Annotated in this window: 20 protein-coding genes; 9 read left to right on the top strand and 11 right to left on the bottom strand. The window is 67.4% G+C overall.

Annotated features, from left to right (window positions below):
• Window positions 1-434 precede the first annotated feature (434 nt).
• Window positions 435-3,392 carry a BTAD domain-containing putative transcriptional regulator gene (locus ACFV15_RS01190; protein ID WP_378348100.1) on the top strand — a complete coding sequence of 986 codons (2,958 nt, stop codon included), beginning with the start codon at window positions 435-437 and terminating at the stop codon, window positions 3,390-3,392.
• On the opposite strand, the gene ACFV15_RS01185 is transcribed toward ACFV15_RS01190, so the two are convergent.
• Window positions 3,376-4,056, bottom strand: a complete 681-nt coding sequence (locus tag ACFV15_RS01185) for an NADPH-dependent F420 reductase (RefSeq protein WP_378348099.1) — start codon at window positions 4,054-4,056, stop codon at window positions 3,376-3,378. The genes ACFV15_RS01190 and ACFV15_RS01185 overlap by 17 nt on opposite strands.
• Before the next feature lie 63 nt (window positions 4,057-4,119).
• Entirely contained in the window at window positions 4,120-4,614 is a 495-nt protein-coding gene (locus ACFV15_RS01180) for a hypothetical protein (protein ID WP_378348098.1), read from the bottom strand.
• Window positions 4,615-4,720: 106 nt separating this feature from the next.
• Between ACFV15_RS01180 and ACFV15_RS01175 the strand changes: the two genes are divergently transcribed.
• From ACFV15_RS01175 to ACFV15_RS01165, 3 genes are read left to right on the top strand one after another with little or no spacing between them, the layout of a single operon-like run.
• Complete coding sequence (locus ACFV15_RS01175) at window positions 4,721-5,077, top strand: peptidase inhibitor family I36 protein (protein WP_378348097.1); 357 nt, start codon at window positions 4,721-4,723, stop codon at window positions 5,075-5,077.
• 14 nt (window positions 5,078-5,091) lie between these two features.
• A complete protein-coding gene (locus ACFV15_RS01170) occupies window positions 5,092-5,436 on the top strand; it encodes a hypothetical protein (RefSeq protein ID WP_378348096.1) in 345 nt (114 codons plus the stop codon).
• A gap of 31 nt (window positions 5,437-5,467) precedes the next feature.
• Window positions 5,468-6,214, top strand: coding sequence for a hypothetical protein (locus ACFV15_RS01165; protein WP_378348095.1), 747 nt, complete (start codon window positions 5,468-5,470; stop codon window positions 6,212-6,214).
• Here the strand turns inward: ACFV15_RS01165 and ACFV15_RS01160 are convergent.
• The gene (locus ACFV15_RS01160) at window positions 6,204-9,056 is read right to left on the bottom strand and encodes a BTAD domain-containing putative transcriptional regulator (RefSeq protein ID WP_378348094.1); all 2,853 of its coding nucleotides are present in this window, start codon (window positions 9,054-9,056) and stop codon (window positions 6,204-6,206) included. The two genes, ACFV15_RS01165 and ACFV15_RS01160, sit on opposite strands and share 11 nt — an antisense overlap.
• 647 nt (window positions 9,057-9,703) lie before the next feature.
• Here ACFV15_RS01160 and ACFV15_RS01155 point away from each other — a divergent pair.
• Window positions 9,704-9,928, top strand: coding sequence for a hypothetical protein (locus tag ACFV15_RS01155; protein ID WP_378348093.1), 225 nt, complete (start codon window positions 9,704-9,706; stop codon window positions 9,926-9,928).
• Window positions 9,929-9,948: 20 nt separating this feature from the next.
• Here the strand turns inward: ACFV15_RS01155 and ACFV15_RS01150 are convergent, their stop codons facing one another.
• From ACFV15_RS01150 to ACFV15_RS01140, 3 genes are all read right to left on the bottom strand, one after another.
• A complete protein-coding gene (locus ACFV15_RS01150) occupies window positions 9,949-10,389 on the bottom strand; it encodes an ATP-binding protein (RefSeq protein WP_378348092.1) in 441 nt (146 codons plus the stop codon).
• Window positions 10,390-10,500: 111 nt separating this feature from the next.
• Entirely contained in the window at window positions 10,501-10,890 is a 390-nt protein-coding gene (locus ACFV15_RS01145; RefSeq protein WP_378348091.1) for an STAS domain-containing protein, read from the bottom strand.
• 311 nt (window positions 10,891-11,201) lie between these two features.
• Window positions 11,202-11,351 carry a hypothetical protein gene (locus ACFV15_RS01140; protein ID WP_378348090.1) on the bottom strand — a complete coding sequence of 50 codons (150 nt, stop codon included), beginning with the start codon at window positions 11,349-11,351 and terminating at the stop codon, window positions 11,202-11,204.
• Between the two features lie 107 nt (window positions 11,352-11,458).
• Between ACFV15_RS01140 and ACFV15_RS01135 the strand changes: the two genes are divergently transcribed.
• Complete coding sequence (locus ACFV15_RS01135; protein ID WP_378348089.1) at window positions 11,459-12,124, top strand: C39 family peptidase; 666 nt, start codon at window positions 11,459-11,461, stop codon at window positions 12,122-12,124.
• Between the two features lie 280 nt (window positions 12,125-12,404).
• Entirely contained in the window at window positions 12,405-12,923 is a 519-nt protein-coding gene (locus ACFV15_RS01130; RefSeq protein WP_378348088.1) for a hypothetical protein, read from the top strand.
• 374 nt (window positions 12,924-13,297) lie between these two features.
• On the opposite strand, the gene ACFV15_RS01125 is transcribed toward ACFV15_RS01130, so the two are convergent.
• From ACFV15_RS01125 to ACFV15_RS01115, 3 genes are read right to left on the bottom strand one after another with little or no spacing between them, the layout of a single operon-like run.
• Entirely contained in the window at window positions 13,298-14,095 is a 798-nt protein-coding gene (locus ACFV15_RS01125) for a class I SAM-dependent methyltransferase (protein ID WP_378348087.1), read from the bottom strand.
• Window positions 14,096-14,105: 10 nt separating this feature from the next.
• Entirely contained in the window at window positions 14,106-14,372 is a 267-nt protein-coding gene (locus ACFV15_RS01120; protein WP_378348086.1) for a MoaD/ThiS family protein, read from the bottom strand.
• Window positions 14,369-15,538 carry an acyl-CoA dehydrogenase family protein gene (locus ACFV15_RS01115; RefSeq protein WP_378348085.1) on the bottom strand — a complete coding sequence of 390 codons (1,170 nt, stop codon included), beginning with the start codon at window positions 15,536-15,538 and terminating at the stop codon, window positions 14,369-14,371. Before ACFV15_RS01115 ends, ACFV15_RS01120 begins: the two co-directional genes overlap by 4 nt.
• A 170-nt stretch (window positions 15,539-15,708) precedes the next feature.
• On the opposite strand from ACFV15_RS01115, the gene ACFV15_RS01110 reads away from it, so the two are divergent.
• Together ACFV15_RS01110 and ACFV15_RS01105 are read left to right on the top strand one after the other, a co-directional pair.
• On the top strand, window positions 15,709-17,007 hold the full coding sequence (locus ACFV15_RS01110; RefSeq protein WP_378348084.1) for a tol-pal system YbgF family protein: 1,299 nt from the start codon (window positions 15,709-15,711) through the stop codon (window positions 17,005-17,007).
• A 70-nt stretch (window positions 17,008-17,077) separates the two neighbouring features.
• Window positions 17,078-17,203, top strand: coding sequence for a hypothetical protein (locus ACFV15_RS01105; protein WP_378348114.1), 126 nt, complete (start codon window positions 17,078-17,080; stop codon window positions 17,201-17,203).
• Window positions 17,204-17,502: 299 nt separating this feature from the next.
• Here the strand turns inward: ACFV15_RS01105 and ACFV15_RS01100 are convergent, their stop codons facing one another.
• Window positions 17,503-18,315 carry an ABC transporter permease gene (locus tag ACFV15_RS01100; protein WP_378348083.1) on the bottom strand — a complete coding sequence of 271 codons (813 nt, stop codon included), beginning with the start codon at window positions 18,313-18,315 and terminating at the stop codon, window positions 17,503-17,505.
• Complete coding sequence (locus tag ACFV15_RS01095; RefSeq protein WP_378348082.1) at window positions 18,312-19,274, bottom strand: ATP-binding cassette domain-containing protein; 963 nt, start codon at window positions 19,272-19,274, stop codon at window positions 18,312-18,314. The genes ACFV15_RS01100 and ACFV15_RS01095 overlap by 4 nt, the downstream gene beginning before the upstream one ends.
• Between the last annotated feature and the right edge of the window lie 3 nt (window positions 19,275-19,277).

The following is a 19,277-nucleotide window of genomic DNA, read 5'->3' as shown; positions in this document are numbered from 1 at the left end:
GGTTTTGGCCCCGCGTGGTCGCGGGTGGGCCAACACCCGGTTTTTTCTTGCCCGTTTTTTTCGGTAAAAAAAAGTCATTGTAGGGCGTCTGGCCGCGTACCAGCCGGTCCGAGCCCTGACGCTCGCGTACGCCACCGGGCCCTCCGACATCTACCGCACCGGTCTCCTCTGCGGCACGTCGACCGAGCCGACGACCACAATGGACAGTCACTCCCAGGTGCATAATCCCGAGCCCGTACTCCAAGACCGGCTGTTAGGTTGATCACCTAGTGTTAGTGCACCTGAAAAAAGCGACGAGTCACGAAGTTCGACCGACTACGCTTTCCCGACACTGAGGACCAGCAGGTCGGTATTACGGATACGCGCCAGCGAGAAAGCAGACGATGACTGTGGGTTATCGGGCACGGGGAATAGAGTTCCGTGTTCTCGGTGACGTGGAAGCGGTAGTCGACGGAGCTGCGCTCGATCTCGGACGCAGGATCGAGCGGATCATCCTGGGTCTGTTGCTGGTCAATCTCGGCTCCGCGCTGTCGGCGGAGAGGTTGATCGACCTCGTGTGGGGCACGCACCTTCCGAATCACCCGCGGCGGGCCGTCCAGGTCGCCGTGTCTCGACTGCGTGCTCTGCTGTCCGCCGCGGGCGCCGAGCGCCATGGGTTTCGGCTGACCAGCTCGGGCGGCGGCTACCTTGTCGAGGGAGACCTCGGCCTGGTGGACCTGCATCGCTTCACGGCGCTGCACCGGAAAGCTATTTCGGTGTCGGCTCCCGAGGAGCGGAGCGAACTGCTGACCGAAGCACTAGGACTGTGGCGCGGCCCAGTGCTGGGTGACATCGCCAGCGCGACGATCCGGGACCGGATGTGGCCTGGATTCGACGAACAGATGCTCGCGGCCACCGAGCTGCGCATCGACTCGGATCTGCGACTCGGCGACCACGTCCCGCTGGTGGCGGAGCTGGCCGCGTTGCTCCGGGAACATCCGCTGCGCGAGCGTCTGGTGTGCCAGTCGATGGTCGCGCTGCTCCGCAGTGGCCGCCAGGCGGAGGCGCTCGCGGAGGCGCGTGTCTTCCGAGCCAGGCTGGCCGAAGAGCACGGCCTCGATCCCGGTCCCGAACTCATCGAGACGGAACGGGTCGTGCTACTCACCGATCGGGCACCGCTTGCCCTGGGCACGCGCCCCGTTCCGGCCCTGTTACCGCCGGCCGCACCCGACTTCACCGGCCGGGCAGCGGAGCTGGTCCAGCTCACCACGACGCTGACCAGCCGCCGCGAGGCGTTGCCGGTGTGCGTGGTGTCCGGCACCGGCGGGGTCGGCAAATCCACACTGGCGATCCGCGCCGCGCACACAGTCGCCACGGCCTTTCCCGACGGCCAGCTTTACGCCGACCTGCGTGGCGTGACGACCTGCCCCGCCACGCCCGGCGAAATTCTGGGCCGGTTCCTGCGAGCGCTCGACCAAGACGTGCCCGAGTCCTCCAGCGAGCGGGAAGACCTCTATCGCAGCGTGCTCGCCGGCCGCCGGGTTCTCGTGGTTCTCGACGACGCCCGCGACGAGGCGCAGATCCGCCCGCTGCTGCCAGGCCACGCCGAATGCGCGGTCCTGGTGACCTCGCGCGGCCTCCTGGCCGATCTCCCCGGCGCACGTCGCGTCGACCTCGGCATTTTCGACGAAGACAACGCTCTGGAGCTGCTGACCAAGCTCATCGGCACGCGACGGGTGACTGCCGACGCCGGCTCCGCCTCGCGTCTGATCGCCCTGTGCGGAGGTCTTCCGCTGGCCGTGCGCACGGCGGGAGCACGGCTGAATGCCCGGCGCGAATGGTCGCTGGAGGTGCTGGTCGACCGGCTGGCCGACGAGCGATGCCGCCTCGACGAGCTGGCGTCGGGCGATCTCGAGGTCCGCGCCAACGTCGGCCTGAGCTACCGGGTCCTGGACCCGCTGACGCAACGCGCCTTCCGGCTGCTCGGGCTGCTCGGCATCCCGGACTTCGCGCCGTGGATCGTCGCGGCGCTGCTGGACACCGAAATCGCCGCCGCCGAGGATGTCGTCGACCGCCTCGTCGACGCCAGGCTGGCCGACCTCGCGGCAACCGGGCGCGACGGCCGTCCCCGGTACCGCATTCACGACCTGCACCGTGTTTTCGCCGCCGAACGTGCGGAGCACGAAGAATCCGAACCCGAGCGTGCCGCGGCGATCCGGCGCGCGCTGGGCGCGTGGTTGTGGATCTCCGGAAGACTCGCCGCGAGCACCCCATCCGGCGAGATCGACCCGTGCGCGACCGATACGAGCAGTCACCCCATCGACTACCTGCCCGCCGACGGCGCCGCGTGGTTCGACGCCGAGCTCTCCTCGCTAGTGGTCGCGGTGGAGCGAGCCGCGGCGATGGATCTTGACGTGGTCGCCAGTGAGGTGTCGGCAGGGCTGTGCGCAACCTCGCTCGGCATCGGGAACCGGTTCGAGGAGTGGTGGCGTACACACGACGCCGCGATCGCCGCCGCCCGCAGGGCAGGTAACACCCGGTGCGAGGCGATGCTGCTCGCCGGACTCGGGCAGCTGCGCTACGCCCAGGATCGGTTCGATGCCGCGCACGAGTTCTTCGCCAGCGCGCTGCTGCTGTTCGACGCTTCGGGCGACCAGCGCGGCCGGGCGGTCGTGCTGGCCGGAATGGGCAGCGCCTACCGGGAGCAGGGAAGGTTCCTGGCCGCCCGTGACACGCTCGGTCAGGCGCTCCTGGACTTCCGCGCCATCGGCGACGAAGCAGGCATCGGCTACACCAGCAGGCTGGCCGCGTCTGTAGAGCTGGAGGTCGGCGACTTTCACCCGGCGCTCACCGTCGCGCACGAAGCCATCCGGGCCTACAAGCGGCTGGGCAGCCGCCGAGGTGAGGCGCTCGCTCTTCGCACCACCAGCCTCATCCACCGCGCCATGGCCGAGTACGCGCACGCGGCTGATCTGTCCGCCCGCGCGTTGCACATGCTCGAGGAACTCGACGATCGACTCATGTTTGCGTACGCCTTGCAGTCCCTTGTCAAGGCCGAAATCCGGCTCGGCGCCACCGTGGTGCCGTCACTGGACGACGCGCTGGCCACCTGCCGTGCCCACCAAGACCGGCTCGGCGAAGGACTCATCCTCCGCACCATGGGCGAGCACGCACTCGCGACCGGCGACCTGACCGGGGCGCAGGCCCGGTTGTGCCAGGCGATCGGCATTTGGGAATCCGTCGACCTGCCTGTTTTTCGCGCCAGAGCCTTGCGTGACCTCGCCGACGTGCACACGGCCGCGGGTCGGCCCGACCAGGCCGCCCGGGCGCGCGACCAGGCGATCGCGATCTTCGCCGAGTTCGGCGCGCGCGAACACGCCGAACTCGCCGGCCACCTCAGCGCACGATCTTGACGTTCAACGTCTGTGTCCCCAAGGCTCCCCACAACCTGAACAACAAGGGCATCACCATTTCCGTGCCGCGCGCCGTGCTCAGGTCCCCGAGGTCGACGACGTCGCGGTGCCCCAGTTCGGCCAGCAAGCGTCCGGTGACATCTTTCGCATCCTGGTCGTCGCCGGACACGAATACGGTGTGCTCACCAGCCGCGAGTTGCTCAGGGTCGACCATGAGATAGGCGTTGAGGGTGTTGAGTGTCTTCACCACCCGCGCCTCCGGGAACGCCCGCTGAATCTGCTCACCAAGCGAGTCGGTGTCCTTCACGAAAAGGCCGGGCGGAAAACCGCCTGCGAAGTCCAGCGGGTTGGCCAAGTCGAGCAAGACCTTGCCGGCCAGATTCGACGCACCTGCGGCATGCAAGACGTCAATCGACGCGATTCCCGCGGTCGCGTTCACCACGAGTTCGCCCTGCGCCGCCGCCTCGGCAAAGGTCGCCAGCCGCACGCCCGGATAGCTCGGAGCCCAGGTGGAAAAGGGTGGATTGTCCATGACGTCTGGGGTCGTTCTGGCGAGCGTCGCATCAACGTCCCGCGTGCCGACCACGATCTCGTGGCCCAGCTTGTCGAGCCGTCCGGCCAGTATCTGGCCGACCATGCCCGTGCCCATGACCGAAATTCGCACTGGTGCCCTCCATTGAAAGATAATGCATTGACCTCGTCGCGATCTGTCCTTCCGCGTAGGTCCTCACCGTGCCGGGCGCAAGGCCTCTTGGAGCTTCACCATCGCCTCATAGCCGCCCTGGCTCCACCGCACGCAGGTGTTCTGGTCTGTCATCACCGAGCCCTCGGACGACAGATGGGTACTGCACAGCGCGGTAGTCCATTTGTCGAAGTCTTCATGGACCTTGGCGATAAGCTGTTTCGCTTCGCTGAAATGTGCCGAGTCACCTCGCGCGTCGATAGCCTTGCCAAGGTCGGTCGCGGTCCCGTTCATGGCCAGGAGCCAGTTGCCGCACTCGATCCCGACCCAGACCTCACAACCGCCTTTGGCCGACAGCACAGCACTGATCGTCGGCGACCACCGATTTTCCAGAGACATGTCGGGTACCGAGGAGGACGAGCCACATGCGGTACAGAACATGGCTATTACGGCCAGAAACACCAGTCTTGTGAACACCGCGAGATCATCCAGGAACCAGCTTGCCAAAATGTTGACATGCGGCGTCGAGGGTTTCGCCATGCGCCGAGCCCTGTACCTGGCAACAGGATGGCAACACCGCGTCCCTAACTTCTCAAGTCATGGTCGGTCGCCTACTGACCGGCACTGACGAAGGGATTGCTCGACGATGAGAAAACTGACCGCACGCCTGAGCGCGGGCCTGCTGGTCGCCGCGGCCGCCGCAGTGCTCAGCCCAGCGCAACAGGCTTCGGCGGGCGAGCCTGCGCGGGCGTGCCCTGCCGGTTTCTCCTGCTACTACAACACGGACCACTTCTACATCCTCGGGCGCATGTACATCGCGCCCAGCCCTGGCTGTCGCACCGTCGCGGACATGGGACTCGACGACGTCCGCTCCATCTACAACCGGGGTGGCGGCGAAGTCCGCGTCTACAACCGCAACGGCCAGTACATGACCGCCGTCCCGCCAGGCGGCTCCCGCGACATGCTCGGCCAGCGGGTCACCTGGACCCTGTGCGCCGACTAGAGAAGGAACAACCGATGATGAAGAAGACACTGCTGGCCGCGCTCGCGCTGACGGCGGCCGGAATGACGCTGGGGACGGCGGGTCCGGCATCCGCCGGCACCGATAACTGGGGTTGCCCAGACGGCTATTCCTGTTACTACAAGTACGACCTGGGCGGGCGCCCGCAGTGGAACGCACCGGCGCCGGGCTGTTACTCCATCGGCGCGACGGGCCTCGGCCAGATCGCCTCGATCTCCAACCGGGGCGGCGGGCCGATCCGGCTCACAGACAACAACGGCGACTACTACCTGACCGTGTACCCGGGTCGCCAGGAGATCAGCCTCGACGCGAGGAACATCCGGAGCTTCTGCATCCGCTAGGCCGGCCAGCGGGGGTGGAAAGGGGAAGGTCATGAGGAGGTTCCGCCCCCGCGCGGTTCTGCTCGCACTCGTGTTGATCACGAGTTGTGCCGTGCACACGGTCGGTGATGCAGGTCGAGCCCGCGCGGATCTGGAGGCCGCGCGGCAACTCGACCGGCAGCTCACGGCAGGGCGTTGGTCCCTGCTCGAGAAGTGCATGTCCGCCAAGGGATTCCAGATACATCCGGTACGGACCTCTCCAGCATTGGAGTTCGCCGCGCCGACCGGATTGTCACCTGCCCCGCAGCAGGCCGAGGCGACCGGCTACGAAATCACGCGGCCACCCGACGACTACGACAAGCAGCCCGCGGACTACAGGTCGCGCTACAACGCGTCTTTGGACGGCTGCCTGCCGGAGGTCGATCGAGTCCTCTTCGGGCAAAGCGGGGTGCCGCCGAGGGCGCCGATCGCCGACATCCAGGCTGCCGCTTCCGCTGCTTTCACGCGGGCGAAGCCACCGGCCGCGGTCGCTGGCTGGTCCCGTTGCCTGCGCGAAGCGGGCTACCAGGCTTTCCGATTTCCCGCCGACGCGCGCCACTACGCGAGCACCTTGAGCCGAGAGCAGCAACGGAAACTGGCCGTCGCCGACGCCGGTTGTGCCGAGACCACCAAGGTGAACACGGAGATCTCCGTTCTCTGGGAGCAGAAACTCGACGAGGTGCTGGCCGCCGACGAAGGGAAACTCGCTGCGTTCCGCGACCAGCTTGCCGAGCAGGTGAAACGGGCGCTCACCAGTTGATCGACGGGACACCCAGCTCACCATAGAGTTCCTTGGCACGCAGGGAAAGTTCGGCGCCGGCACCCGCTCGGGCGAGGCCGTCCAGCGCACGGGCCTCGTTGAGCCGGTGACCGATCCCCGTCGCGATCGACAACGCGCGCTGGTGATGTTCGCGTGCGCTGTCCAGCTCGCCACGATCCCGGCGCACAGCGCCGAAGATGTTGTGCGCGGCGCTGTGCAGCGACGGCTGCGCCAGCTGTCCGAAGATCTCGAACGAGCGCTCGATCTCGGCGAGCGCGTCACCGAGCCGGCCGCTCGCGCGAAAGACGTCCGCGCGCTGCATGTGCACCGTCGCCCTGACCGTCAGATCGCCGACCTCGATCGCTATGGCCTCCGCCTGTGCGAAGTGGCCGAGTGCGTCGGCGTACCGCCGCAGCCTGCCGCACGCGACCCCGGCCTCCACCAGCACACCCGACTCGAGATGACGTTCGCTGACCGCTCGCAGGTTCGCAAGCGCCAGTTCGGCCTCGCCGAGTGCCCGTTCGAACTCACCGGTGGCGACCAGCGCGGCGGTCGACAGCCATAGCGCGATGGCCTCCTCCCGCCGATTTCCGGCGGCACGCGCGACAGCGAGCGCCTGGCCGAGATCGTGCAGCGCCTCGGCGTAGCGGCCGAGGCTCTGCGTGAGGATTCCGCGCCGGGTGAGGCACAGCGCCTCGCGTCCGAGGTCGCCCAGGCCCCTGGCGATGACCAGTGCCTGGTCGGCGACGGCAAGCGCGTCGGCGTAGCAGTCGTGCAGCCAATGCAGCGTGCTGAGGTTGACCAACGTGAACAGTTCCGCCTGCACGTCACCGAGATTCCTGGTCGCCGCGACGGCGAGTTCGTGCAAGCCGACCCCGTGCTCGGTACGCCCACCCGCCAGGAAGAATGCCGCGAGGCTGCGCATGGTCGCCCAGACATGGCCGTCGTACCCCTGCGCGGCGCCGAGTTCCACGACCGCGCCGAGGTTGCCCATTTCCCGTTCGCACCAGGCGACGGCCTCCCCCTGGTCGGCGAACTCCGGTCCGTCGACCTCGTCGTAGACGGGCTCCATGCCGAGTATTTCGCGGCCGGGCGCGAGGAGGCCGGCCACCTTGTCCGCCTGGCACAGGTAGTAGTCGAGCAGCCGGCGAACGGCCTCGCCCCGCTCCTCGCCGGAATCCTCGGCCCTCGCGTAGTCCCTGATCAGGTCATGGAACCGATACCGGCCGGGGCTGTGCTGCAGCAGTAAATGCGCGTCGAGCAGATCTTCGAGCAGCAGCTCTGCCTTGTCGGCCGGAAGCTGGGCGAGCGCGGCGGCGGCATACACGTCGACGTCGGCGCCCGGATGCACACCGAGCAGCCGGAACATCCGCTGCTGCTCGGAATCGAGCTGGCAGTAGGACAGCCGGAACGCGGCCGCGATTCCCTGGTCGCCGACAGCGAGACACCCCAGCCGCTGCGCGCGCAGCCGCTCGGCCAGACGCGCGGGTGTCCACTGAGGACGATGGCGCAGCCGCGCGGCGGCGATCCTGATCGCCAGTGGCAGATAGCCGCACAGCTCGACGATCTCGTCGGCCGGGACGTCGCGACCCAAGACCCGGCAGAACAGTGCGACGGCCTCGGCGGGTGCCAGCACGTCGACCGAGAACACCGTGGCACCTGCCAGCGCCTGCAGTCTCCGCCTGCTGGTGACGAGGACGAGCGAGCCCGGCGTGCCGGGGATGAGCAGCCGGACCTGCTCCGCGCTCGCGGCGTTGTCGAGCAGCACCAGCACCCGGCGCCTGGACAGTTCGGCACGCCAGAGCGCGGCGCGCTCGTCCAGCGGCTCCGGAATCCGCTCGGCGGGCACGTCGAGCGCGCGCAGCAGGACGGCGAGCGCGCTCGCCGGGTCCATCGGCGTGCGCCCGGCGGTGTGCGCGTGCAGGTCGACGAAGAGGCTGCCGTCGGGGTAGCGGGGTTTCAGCCGGTGGGCGACGTGCAGTGCCAGCGCGGTCTTGCCGACGCCCGCCATTCCGTCGATGGCCGAGATGGCCACGACCGCCGAGGTGACGCCGAGCAGCCCGGCGAGTTCGGCCTCCCGTCCGGTGAAGTCCGCGACGTCGTGCGGCAGGTAACTGCGCGGAGCCGCCGGGTCCTCCCGCAGGATCTGGGCGTGGCGTTCCCGCAGCTGCCTGCCGGGCTCGACCCCGAACTCCTCCGCGAGCATCTCGCGCCGCTCACGGTAGACGTCGAGCGCCTCCACCCGGCTCCCCGACCGGTCCAGCGCGAGCATCAGATGCGCCGCGAAGGACTCGCGGGCAGGCCAGGCGACGACAAGGTCGCGCAGCTCGCTGATCACCTCGCGGTGCCTTCCGGCTTCCAGATCGGCCTCGATCCGCTGGTCCAGCACGTCGAGCCGGAGCTGCTCCAAGCCGTCGCACAGCCGGAACCGCCCATCGACGAGCCCGTCCAGCGCCGGTCCACGCCACAGCCCGAGCGCCCGCGCCAGCGCGGCCGAACGGGCGTCAGGGTCGCTGATCGCCCGCGCCGCGCCTGCCAGCCTGCGGAAGAGGTGCGCGTCGACGGAATCCGGGTCCGTGCGCAGCGCGTATCCGGTCTCCTGCCGGTCGATCCGCACGGTGGGCAGCATCGTGCGGAGCCTGCTGACGTGACTGCGCAGTGCGGCATCGGCCGCTCGCGGCGGCTCACCGTCCCAGAGCAGCTCGACCAGCCGATCCACCGGAACGGTCCGGCCCAGCTCGAGCAACAGCACCGCAAGCAGGCCACGTTCCCTGCGCCGGGTGATCAGCACCTGGCCTGCCGCCGTGTGAATTTCGAGCGGCCCCAGAATCCGGAACTCCACAACGCCCAAGCTAGCCGGACCGCCGCGAACCGCGGAGCGGTTTTCGGAATCCGGACTGTCGGAGGCCTCGGCTATCCTCCAGAACTGAGCCGAGCTGCGCCTGCGGCGCGACCTCGTGGACGACCTCATCGCCGGAACCGACGACGGCGGTGCCTACGCCCGCGCCGACGCGATCGGCCACGACCTACGCCGCCCCCACCATCTCGTCGTGCTGCGGTGGGCCGGCGGCATCGCGGACGACGTCGTCGCCAAAGCCACCGGACGCGCCGTGACTAGGCACCGGCAGCCGCTGCGACCACCCGCGCCAGCTGCCCAAGTCCTACACCGAAGCGGTACGGGCGCTCGAGATCCGGCGCACCTCGCCGACGGGGCGACCTGGAGCCGGTCGGTCGACACCTCGGAGGTCAACTCCTGGGGCGCGGTCGAGCCGACCCGCACCGATATCACCAAGCAGACCGATGGCTTGAAATTCACGGCACAGGAGACCAAGCGGCGCACGCTGGAGCTGTACGAGGGCATCAACCTGGCGAGCGTCACGCCGGACGCGACCAGCGGCGAGGTGCGCTTCGACCGGCCGTCTCGTCCGGCGACGAGGTATTTTCGATCTGTTCGTCGACGGCGTCGGCGTCGGCGCGGACGCGATCTACGTGGCCAAGCTCGCGCCGAAAGCGACCGTCACCGACACCGGCGACCAGAAGTGGTCGGACGGGGACGACCCGGTCGGCTACCAGGTCATGCTGACCGCGAAGTACGACGACGCCAGACCGCGATGCGGTTCTTCTTCGGCGGGCCCGGCTGGAAGGCGCTGCTGGCGAAGATGGGGTTCACCGCGGCTCCGCCCGCTGGCGGGGCTGACCGCCCGCGTCGGCTGACGTGCGCTGAGCAAGGACTATCACAGAGTCCAGATCATGTGCACGGTCGTCCCACGGCTGGTGCGCGTGACCACGACTGCTGTGGTCAAAGCAGCCAAAAGCGCTAAACCTCTCGCTCGACGCCCGGTCTCGGGAGGACGCCAACACCCGTAATCAGTGACGGTGACAGTCACCTGCCGAGGTTCGCTCTTGTAGCGGGCCTGGACGTCGAAGACGCCCGGCACCTTCGGGTAGGCGTGACGGACGACGTTGGTCATCGCCTCGTCAACGACAAACACGAGGTCGATCGCTTGTTCCTCGGCCATGCCAGTCTGCGCCGTCCAGACCGTCAGTGCCCGGCGGACGCGGTGGAGTCGGTCAGCTCGTGCGGGGACTTCGGAAATTCTCAGATCGGGAGCAGCGCTGCCCGGCCCTGCGGTGTCGGCTGCGCGCTCCGGTTCGTTGCTGACTGGCACACTCACGGGCGGCCTCCTTGATCAATCGCGTTGCACGGACACATATCCGTGCGACCCGCCAGCGGGTGAACGCGGGCGGGGGCGATAGTTCTAGGAATTCACTCTATGGCGACGTCGTTAATTGGCCGCCAGAGCAGCGTCGACCGAGTCGAACGTCTCCAGTTCGTGATCGAGGCCCGTGACTTCCAACGATCGGCGGAGGGCGCCGTCAGTAGCGGCCACGATGAATCTGATCCCATCGCTGACGGCAGCCGCGTGTCCCCGCAGGAGTTCCCTGAGTCCGCAGGACGCAACGAACCTGACCGCACCGAGGTCGAGCACCACTCTCTCCGGTTTGGTGGCGAGGGCGACGGTGACCGCTTCCATTAGTTGATCGACGGTGCTCACGTCGACTTCTCCTGCGGCCTGGATTACTACGGCTTCGGCACGGCGGTATGAGGTGAGCTGCAACAAGGCCACATTGGACGCGTCACCGTCAGCGGACGAGGGCGTCCATTCGGAAGTCACGCGCCTGATACTGCCCCACGGACGGATCAAGTCAAACCGAAGCGATCCCCTTCAGGCCCGCACAGTCCAGCTTCTTTCCCTGGTCAACGCGAGTCCAAGCGGAGAAACCACTGACACGAGGCGTCAAATGACCAATGACTCGAACCGTCAGGACTCATCACCGAAGTCGTCGCTACCTACATCGGCGACCTGATCGCCCTCGCGCGCCAGGCGGGCTGTCGTTAAGGACGGTGTCATGAGCCGCCATCGAGAATGGTTCCGCTTGTCAGTGAGTTAGCGCCCCCGATGTAGTGCCTGATCAGGATCCCTCACTAGTCCTCGAACGTGTACTCGGCGTGCAACCGGTGCCCAGCAGCGGCCTGCACCACCTTGTCCACCGCCGGAGCCCGGATCGGGGTCGCGTGCATGGGGATCGCGGGATCACTCTGTGGCCCCGCCGCGAGCAGCAGCGATCCCCACACATGAAAGGGGGATCGTCACGTTCATGATCACCCTCAGCGTGGCAACAAATTGGCAACACGGTCGGCTGATGATTTGTTCACCTTCGTCCGACTTCAAGGGATTCATCATGAGGAAAAAGTTCCTTCGCGCGGTGACCGCGCTCGTGATCAGTCTGGGCACCGTCGCGGGTCTCAGTGTCGCCACCGCGACCAACGCCAGCGCGTGTGTGATCATCGACGGCGAGTGCATGCCGAACTACCAGACCAGCAAGACCCTCGGGAACAACCAGATCCAGGGTCAGCACACGTCGTACTACTGCGGCCCGGCGGCCACCCGAATCGCTCTGTCCGTGCGGGGGGTCTTCCCCAGCCAGGAATCACTGGCCGACTCTCTCGGCACCAACTCCAACGGCACGAACAGCTCGTGGGACATCCGCCGCGTGCTCAACGATCGCACTGGCACCCAGTACTACGACGCCAAGTTCGGCTACGACTACACAACCGGCGGCTGGGCGAACCTGCTGCGCTCGGACATCCTGTTCGACATCAACCGCGGCTGGGCGCTGGTCGTCAACGTCGCGGGCGGGGCGAGCACCACCAGCGGCTGGCGCAGCTACCCGGGCGGCCACTACGTCGCCGTCCTCGGCTACGACAACTCCGGTGATCGGGCCCTCGTCGCCGACACCGGCTACAACGGCGGCCTCTACGACGCCCAGGGCTACTACTACGGCGTGTACTGGATCGCCACCACGGAACTCGCCCGTTGGAGCTACAACCGCGGCTACGCAGCCTGAGCACTGGCGAGAGGGGACCCGCATTGCCTGCGGTCCCCTCTCGCACCCCAGACGCGCCTCGCGCCCCCACGACACCCATCAACATCACCGCAGGTCAGCCATGTCCGCCCACCTGGCCGTTGACCTGCGGGTCTTGGCTTACCGGGGCGATCCATGCCGCCTCCGGGTTGAGCGACGGCCTCCACGTGGCAACCGGATGTCAACCGTCGGCCCATGCTCGATCTGGCCGGCACCACGCCCAGGCACCGGACGAACCGGTGCCGTCTCATTGGAGGAAATCATGTTGCTGTCCACGCGATTCAAGGCTTTCGTGGTCACTGTGGCCACAGGAGCAGGCCTGCTCGCGACCGCCGCCGCCATCCCTGCAATGGCGCAAGGCGTCGGCCCAGGAGAGATCATCCCCATCTCGAACTGCGACGGTCGGGTGGAGCAGTTCACCCTCGCGTCGGACGGCGCCATCTGGCACCGCTGGCAGAGCACGATGGGCGGCAGCTTCTCGGGCTGGGCCAGCCTGGGTGGCTCCCTCAGGTACGGCATTGATGTCGCCCGCAACGCCGATTGCAGGCTGGAGGTCTTCAGCATCAACAGCAGTAACCAAATGGTGCACATTTGGCAGTCACCCGCTACCTCCACCGGCTGGTCGGGCTGGGGCACCATCGGCGGCACTCTCGTCGGCGCCCCGTCGGCGTTCAACCTCAACGACGACCGTCTCCGCGTCTGCGCCTACGGCCCCGACAACGTCTGGCACTGCGCCGAACAGTCCGCGCCGTCCTCCGGCCCCTGGATCGGCTGGTTCTAGACACGGCGCGGCCGACGTCACCGCGGTGGTTCTGTCGGTCGGGTAAATCGTCGCGCCGGGGCGAAGGCCGCCCCGAACTCCAGACCGCCCGACGCACCAGAGGCGGGTGCCGACAGCAGGTTGGCGATCACCCCGCCCGCTACGGCGCGCATAAGGCCAAACCCGAGGTCTTGCAGAACGACCGCCGGCGGAGGGCCATCCACTGCAGCCGCGGCACGAACCGCAGCGGCGGCTCCGGCCGGATGGCACCGCCCCTGCCGGAGAAGACGGGTGCCTCTGTCCCCTTAGGGCCACCCGCACGCGGTAGGTCCCAGCACCCGCGCCACGAGGTGGATGTTCACGCTCAGGATCTCGGGCCGGAGCGGGCTTCGAATCTACACGCGGGTGACGGTCACGTAGAAGCAGGTGTTGTGCAGAATGTACGAACCATCGGTACGTCGGTAGGGTGCGATCGACTCGGTGATGGTCGATGCGACCCGCTTCTGCCCCGAGTGACTGATCGCGCGCGCCGCCGGGCCGGTTGATAGCAGTCCACGTAGCGCGGTTTCCAGGTCGTCGTACTCCCACTGGCACGGGACTGTTCGCCATGGGGACGGGGCCAGTCCATCACCTGACAGCATCACTCGGAGCGTGTCGGGATCCGACAAGTCCGGTGCCGGCACCGCGTCAAGCGGAGTGGCCGGTAACAGGCCGCCGAGGTCGAGAAAGTACGCCATCGCATCGCACTCGGTGAGCGGACCCCAGGTCGCGGCGACGACGCGGCCGCCCGGCCGCGTGACCCGCGTCGCCTCGGCGACCGCTCGGGCAGGGCTGCGGGCGAAGTGGAGGCTATTGAACGCCGTCACCACGGAGAATTCGGCTTCGGGAAAAGGAAGGTGCTCCATGTCGCCGACTTGGAACCGTCCCATCGAATTCCTGGTGCGGGCGATGTCGATCAGCGCGGCGGAGGCATCGAGCCCGTGGACGAGCGCGCCCCGGTCACTGGCCAGCCGGGCGAACTGCCCGGCACCGCAACCGAGGTCCAGCAGAGACTGGCCCGGCCATGGGCCGAGCTCGTCGAGCACGGCGAGTGACAGCGGCAGGATCGTCTGTTCCTGAGCCTCGGCCCAGTCCCGCGCCCGCGTGTCCCAATCCGTGTCGGCACGCCCAGGAGAACCGTCGGCGGCGTCCACCAGCGTGCCGCTACCCGCCCGCGACCGCGGTGAAGAACTGGATCTGATCGCCGTCGCCCAACGGCATGGTGATGTCAGGGTGCGGGACCAGTTCGCCGTTGAGCACCAGGCGATGCGCCTGCCGCAGCTTCCCGGCGTTGTCGAGCAGGACCCTCCGCATCGAGGGGAACGTGTCCGACAGCTCCACGAGCGCACCGGCCAGTGTGGTGGCGCTGACCGCTACCGAACGGTTGTTGTCCGCCGCGCGCAGCAGAATTCCCGAGAATTCGACGTTCATAATTGGTCTCCGCTACCGTTGTTCCGGCCTGATCGCGCCACCACGCCCGCGCCGAGGTTGACTTCCAAGATGTCGTTGGTACCCGCGACCAGCGTGAGCCCACTGAAGTCACGCATATAGCGGCCCAGATGCGGCGTGCCGTAGAAGCCGTAGCCGCCCAGTACGCGGAACGCCGATTCGAGCACGAACCGGATCTGCTCGGCCGCGAAGTACTTCGCCGCCGACAGAATCGGGTCGAACACCGGCTCGGAGAGACCTGCGCCGACGTGGGACAGCGCACGGTACAACATGGCTCGTGCCGACTCGACCGCCACGTACATGCGTCCCAGCGTCGATTCGACGTTCTTCAGTTCGGCGACCGGCTCGCCATACCGGATACTGGCCGACAACCGCGCCGCGCAGCCCTCCAAGACCCGCTGCGCACGCCCGAGCGGAGCGCAGGTGATCCACAACCGCTGATTGCTGAGGAACCGCTGCGCATGGGTGAGCCCGTCACTGGCCTGCAGTATCCGTTCCGCGGGCAGCAGGACGTCCTCAAAAGTCAGCGCCGCCGCCCCGGCCGTACGCATCCCCAGCGGCTCCGCAGGAGTCACCGTCACCCCAGGATCGTCCCGCTCCACCAGGCACGCCACCATGTCCCCGGCCTCGTCCATCGGATAGGTCAGGAATACGTCGCTCATCAGCCCGGCCGTCACATACGACTTGAAGCCGGACAACACGAAGTCGTCGCCTTTCCGGCGCAGCACGGTCCGGAAGGACCACGCGTCCGCGTCCTCGGTGTATGCGATGCCCGCGCCGATGGTTCCGGTGCCGATGGGGATGGCGTACTTCTCTATCAGGTCCGCGCGGCCGGACTCGTGCACGAACCGCGCGATGTCGATCGTGTGGTTGATGATCATCGGCAGTGCCGAGTCTTCGCACCGGTAGCCGACCTGTTCGAGCACCATGCCCCAGGTCAGGACGTCGACCCCCTCGCCGCCGATCTCTGCCGGAAGGGACAGTCGGTGCAACCCGGCGGCCGCGAGCGCGTCCAGTAGCTCGGGCGGGGGTGGCTGCCGTGTCTCGTCCCGTTCGACCACGGTACGGCCGACCTCGTCGAGCAAAGGTCCCCAGCGAGTGTGGACCAGGTCGGCGATCTCGCCCCGCTGCCCCGAACAATCAACCATGACCTACCTCCAGTCACTGCAGGTAGCTGTAAGTACACCTTCAGGTGTTGTGGTGGTCCAGCCCAGCTGAGCATCCTGTGTGTTGAACGTGTTGAACGCGGGCAGCGTTTTCTTCCCCCGGACCCAGGAGAAATATGCCACTCCGTACACGCAACGACCGGCTCCGCGCCATGCTCACTGCCGCGAGCTGGACCTTCGACAGCCTGGCGCACGCGGTGAACATCGCAGGCGCGGAAGCGGGGATGCGTCTGCGCTACGACCGGACCGCTGTCGCGCATTGGCTGTCCGGCACCCATCCGCAGGGCCAGGTGCCCGCGCTGATCGCCGAAGTGCTGACCCGAAGACTCGGCCGGGTGGTCACCCTGTTCGAGGTGGGCTTGGGCCACGCGGATGCAGATTCAGTTCAACGCGGCCGCATCGACGGAACTGCCGCACTGGCCGAGCTGATCCTCACAGATCTGGATCCCGTCGGACACAACTTGCTCGCGCGTTCAACCTACCAACTCGACACACTGGTCGTGCCTCCATGGCCGGGCTCGACCCGACAATTCCGGCCCGGCATCCAACGCCGCTTCCGCCCGAAGGGTCCAGGACATCAGGCCCACATCGCCCAGCACATTGTCGGGGTCTTCGCCGCCACCAACCACCGGTTTGGCAGCGGCCACATCCGAAACGCACTGACCGCTTACCTCGCCCACGACATCCTTCCCCAGCTCGGCACCTCCGGTTCCGAAACCACCGAGCGGGAGCTGCTGAGTGCCGCCACCGACCTCACGTTGCTGATCGGGTTCGTGTGCTTCGACAGTAACGAACACGGCCTGGCTCAGCGCTACTATCGAGCCACGCTCGAGCTCGCCGTCCTCAGCGGCGACCCTATTCGGTACGCCATCGTGCTGCGTGCCCTCAGCCAGCAAGCCTGCTACCTCGGCCACGGTGCACCAGCACTCAGGCTGGCCTTCGCCGCACTCACCGCGGCCAACGGCATCGCCCCGCAGCACACCAACGCCTTTCTGCACGCCCAGGTGTCACTCTGCTACGCCACCCTCGGCGACCACCACTCCGCCCTCGCCCATTACCAGAGCGCCCGCGACAGCCTCAGCCTCGCCGTTGGCCCGCCCCCGACCTTCGGCTCCTACCACCAGGGTGAGCTGGCCTACCACGCCGCATCGATCCGAGCCTTCGATGGCGACACCTCCGGCGCGATCACCGCGCTACGCACCGCCCTACGTCACTATCCGACAGCCGAACGGCGCTCCCGCGTCCTCACGTTGGGCACACTGGCCGAACGACAGCTCGACCTCGGCCAGCTTGCTTATGCCTGCGCCACCGCGTACCGCTTCCTCGACAACTACCCCCACGTATGCTCAGGCCGCGCCTCAACCGCGCTGTACGCCTTGCATGAACGCCTTCAGCAATTCCGGGATCACCCCGCAGCACGCAAACTCCTCCGGCACGCCTCCACCCTCTGAGCATGAGACCCGCCGCCATTCCGACGGGTTCCGGCGGACGGCCAGCGGTCACCGAAGGTTTTTGCTCACTGTGCCGCAGAAAAACGTTCTCGGCACCCGACGCTGGAACACCAGGGAAGAGCTACGCCTGGCCATCGTCACCTGGATCGAAACCAAATACCATCGCAACAGCGGCCTGAAACACAACACCCGGTGACAACCAAACTCGGGCAGTCCCCAAGCAGGCGGCGCCGCACTGTCCCTCCACCGCCCATTCCAATCACTATCCACCTGCACACTTGCGTGTCGCATAACGAGCAGCAGCCGATAAAGCGCTCACCCCGTCCAGCCCGGTGGTCGGCGGTTCCGCCGAGACCGAGTCCGAGCGTCACGCGCCCCTCGCTCAACCGGCCGGGCGAGGACCGCAGGCCAGCAACGCTGGCAGAACCAGCACCGCGCTCCCCAGTCCAAGACTCGTCGTATGCGTCGCGGCCACCACATCGCGGACGTGGGACTTCAGCGGCTCAGCATGCGATAGCGGCGGATCGACAGCGGCAGGAAGATGGCGACCAGCAGCGACGGCCACGCGATGGCCAGCAGGATGTAGTGCTCACGCACCCAGGAGCCGGCATTCAGCCCGGGATTTCCGAAAAGCTCGCGCGCCGCGCCGACGGTGGCCGAAAGCGGGTTCCAATCGGCGATGGCGGCGAGCCAGCCTGGCATGGAAGCGGGCAGTACGAAGATGTTGGAGATCATGGTGAACGGGAACAGCAGCATCCAGGCGGCGGACACGCTCTCCGGGCTCGGCAGGATGAGCCCGAGGTAGATGCCCACCCAGATGAAACCGAGTCTCAGCAACAGCAGCAACGCGATGCCGCCCAGCGCCGCACCGAGGCCAAGGTGCCAGCTCCACCCGACCGCCAGCCCGCAGATGATCAGGATGGTCAGATCGAGCGCGGAGTTGAGGATGTCGGCGATGCTGCGGCCCGCCACCACCGCGGACGACGACATGGGCAGCGAGCGGAAACGATCGGTGACGCCGCGATCCGCGTCGGTGGTCACCGCTGTCATGGTCTGGCCGATCCCGAACATCATGGCCTGGCCGAACAGTCCTGGCATGAGGAATTCGCGGTAGTCCCCGCCCGGCACGACGATCGCGCTGCCGAACACGTAGCCGAACAAGAGTATCGACACAACGGGGAACAGCATGCCGCTCAGCACCTGGCTCGGCCGGCGGACCCAGTGGATCAGATCCCGCCGTGCCAGCAGTAGCGCGTCGGTGACCGCGTGGCGCATTGTGGACGGCGCCGCCGCCACGGTCCATGTCATCTCGTACTCCCCTCGGGCCGTCGTTCGGTGAGCCGTACGAAGACCTCATCCAGGCTGGGCCTGCGCAGGCCCAGGTCCTCCACATCGATCGCGGCCCGCTCGAGTGCGCCTGCCACGTCGGCCAACGCCTGGACCCGGTCCGCGACGGGCACACTGATCGTGCGTGTCTCCAGCCGGTAGCTCGGCTGCTTTCCGGTGGCGTCCGCCATCAGCCGCATCGCCTCCGGCATGGTCCGCTCGTCGCGCAGCACCAGCTCGATCAGATCGTTCCCGATCTTCGATTTCAGCTCGTCCGGTGTTCCCTCGGCGATCACCGCGCCTTGGTCCATCACCGCGATCTGCCCGGCCATCTGATCGGCCTCGTGCAGATACTGCGTGGTGAGCAGCACGGTGCCGCCCCGGTCCGCCAGCGCCCGGATCGCCGACCACATCTCCTGACGGCTGCGGGGATCGAGACCGGTCGTCGGCTCGTCGAGGAACAACACTCCCGGCTCGATGATCAGGCTCGCGGCGAGATCGATCCGCCGCCGCATCCCGCCGGAGTACCGCTTCAGCGAAACCCCCGCGACGGCGGTCAGGCCGAACTGCTCGAGCAACTCGTCGGCACGCCGGCGCGCGGCCTTGGCGTCGAGGCGGTTGAGCCGCGCGAACATGACCAGGTTGTCGCGACCGGTCAGCACGTCGTCCACAGCCGCGAATTGCCCGCTCCAGCCGATGCGGCGCCGCACCTGTGCCGGTTCGCGGACCACGTCGTGCCCGGCGACCCGCGCGGTGCCCCCGTCCGGCCGGAGCAAGGTCGCCAGTATCCGGACCGCGGTGGTCTTCCCGGCTCCGTTGGGACCGAGCAGGCCGCAGACCGTGCCTGTGGCGATGGCGAGATCGAGCCCGGCCAGCGCGACATTCCGTTTGTACCGTTTTCGGAGCCCGGACATGACGATGGCGAAATCCGGCGAATTCATTCA

Source organism: Amycolatopsis sp. NPDC059657 (assembly GCF_042734395.1).
Lineage (GTDB): Bacteria > Actinomycetota > Actinomycetes > Mycobacteriales > Pseudonocardiaceae > Amycolatopsis.
This window is presented reverse-complemented; position numbering and strand designations above follow the sequence as displayed.

What these genes read in the sequence shown, in the direction of transcription:
- ACFV15_RS01180 (WP_378348098.1), bottom strand. Translation starts at nt 4,614, where the DNA reads ATGGCGAAACCCTCGACGCCGCATGTCAACATTTTGGCAAGCTGGTTC.
- ACFV15_RS01175 (WP_378348097.1), top strand. Translation starts at nt 4,721, where the DNA reads ATGAGAAAACTGACCGCACGCCTGAGCGCGGGCCTGCTGGTCGCCGCG.
- ACFV15_RS01170 (WP_378348096.1), top strand. Translation starts at nt 5,092, where the DNA reads ATGATGAAGAAGACACTGCTGGCCGCGCTCGCGCTGACGGCGGCCGGA.
- ACFV15_RS01165 (WP_378348095.1), top strand. Translation starts at nt 5,468, where the DNA reads ATGAGGAGGTTCCGCCCCCGCGCGGTTCTGCTCGCACTCGTGTTGATC.
- ACFV15_RS01135 (WP_378348089.1), top strand. Translation starts at nt 11,459, where the DNA reads ATGAGGAAAAAGTTCCTTCGCGCGGTGACCGCGCTCGTGATCAGTCTG.
- ACFV15_RS01130 (WP_378348088.1), top strand. Translation starts at nt 12,405, where the DNA reads ATGTTGCTGTCCACGCGATTCAAGGCTTTCGTGGTCACTGTGGCCACA.
- ACFV15_RS01120 (WP_378348086.1), bottom strand. Translation starts at nt 14,372, where the DNA reads ATGAACGTCGAATTCTCGGGAATTCTGCTGCGCGCGGCGGACAACAAC.
- ACFV15_RS01115 (WP_378348085.1), bottom strand. Translation starts at nt 15,538, where the DNA reads ATGGTTGATTGTTCGGGGCAGCGGGGCGAGATCGCCGACCTGGTCCAC.
- ACFV15_RS01110 (WP_378348084.1), top strand. Translation starts at nt 15,709, where the DNA reads ATGCTCACTGCCGCGAGCTGGACCTTCGACAGCCTGGCGCACGCGGTG.
- ACFV15_RS01100 (WP_378348083.1), bottom strand. Translation starts at nt 18,315, where the DNA reads ATGACATGGACCGTGGCGGCGGCGCCGTCCACAATGCGCCACGCGGTC.
- ACFV15_RS01095 (WP_378348082.1), bottom strand. Translation starts at nt 19,274, where the DNA reads ATGAATTCGCCGGATTTCGCCATCGTCATGTCCGGGCTCCGAAAACGG.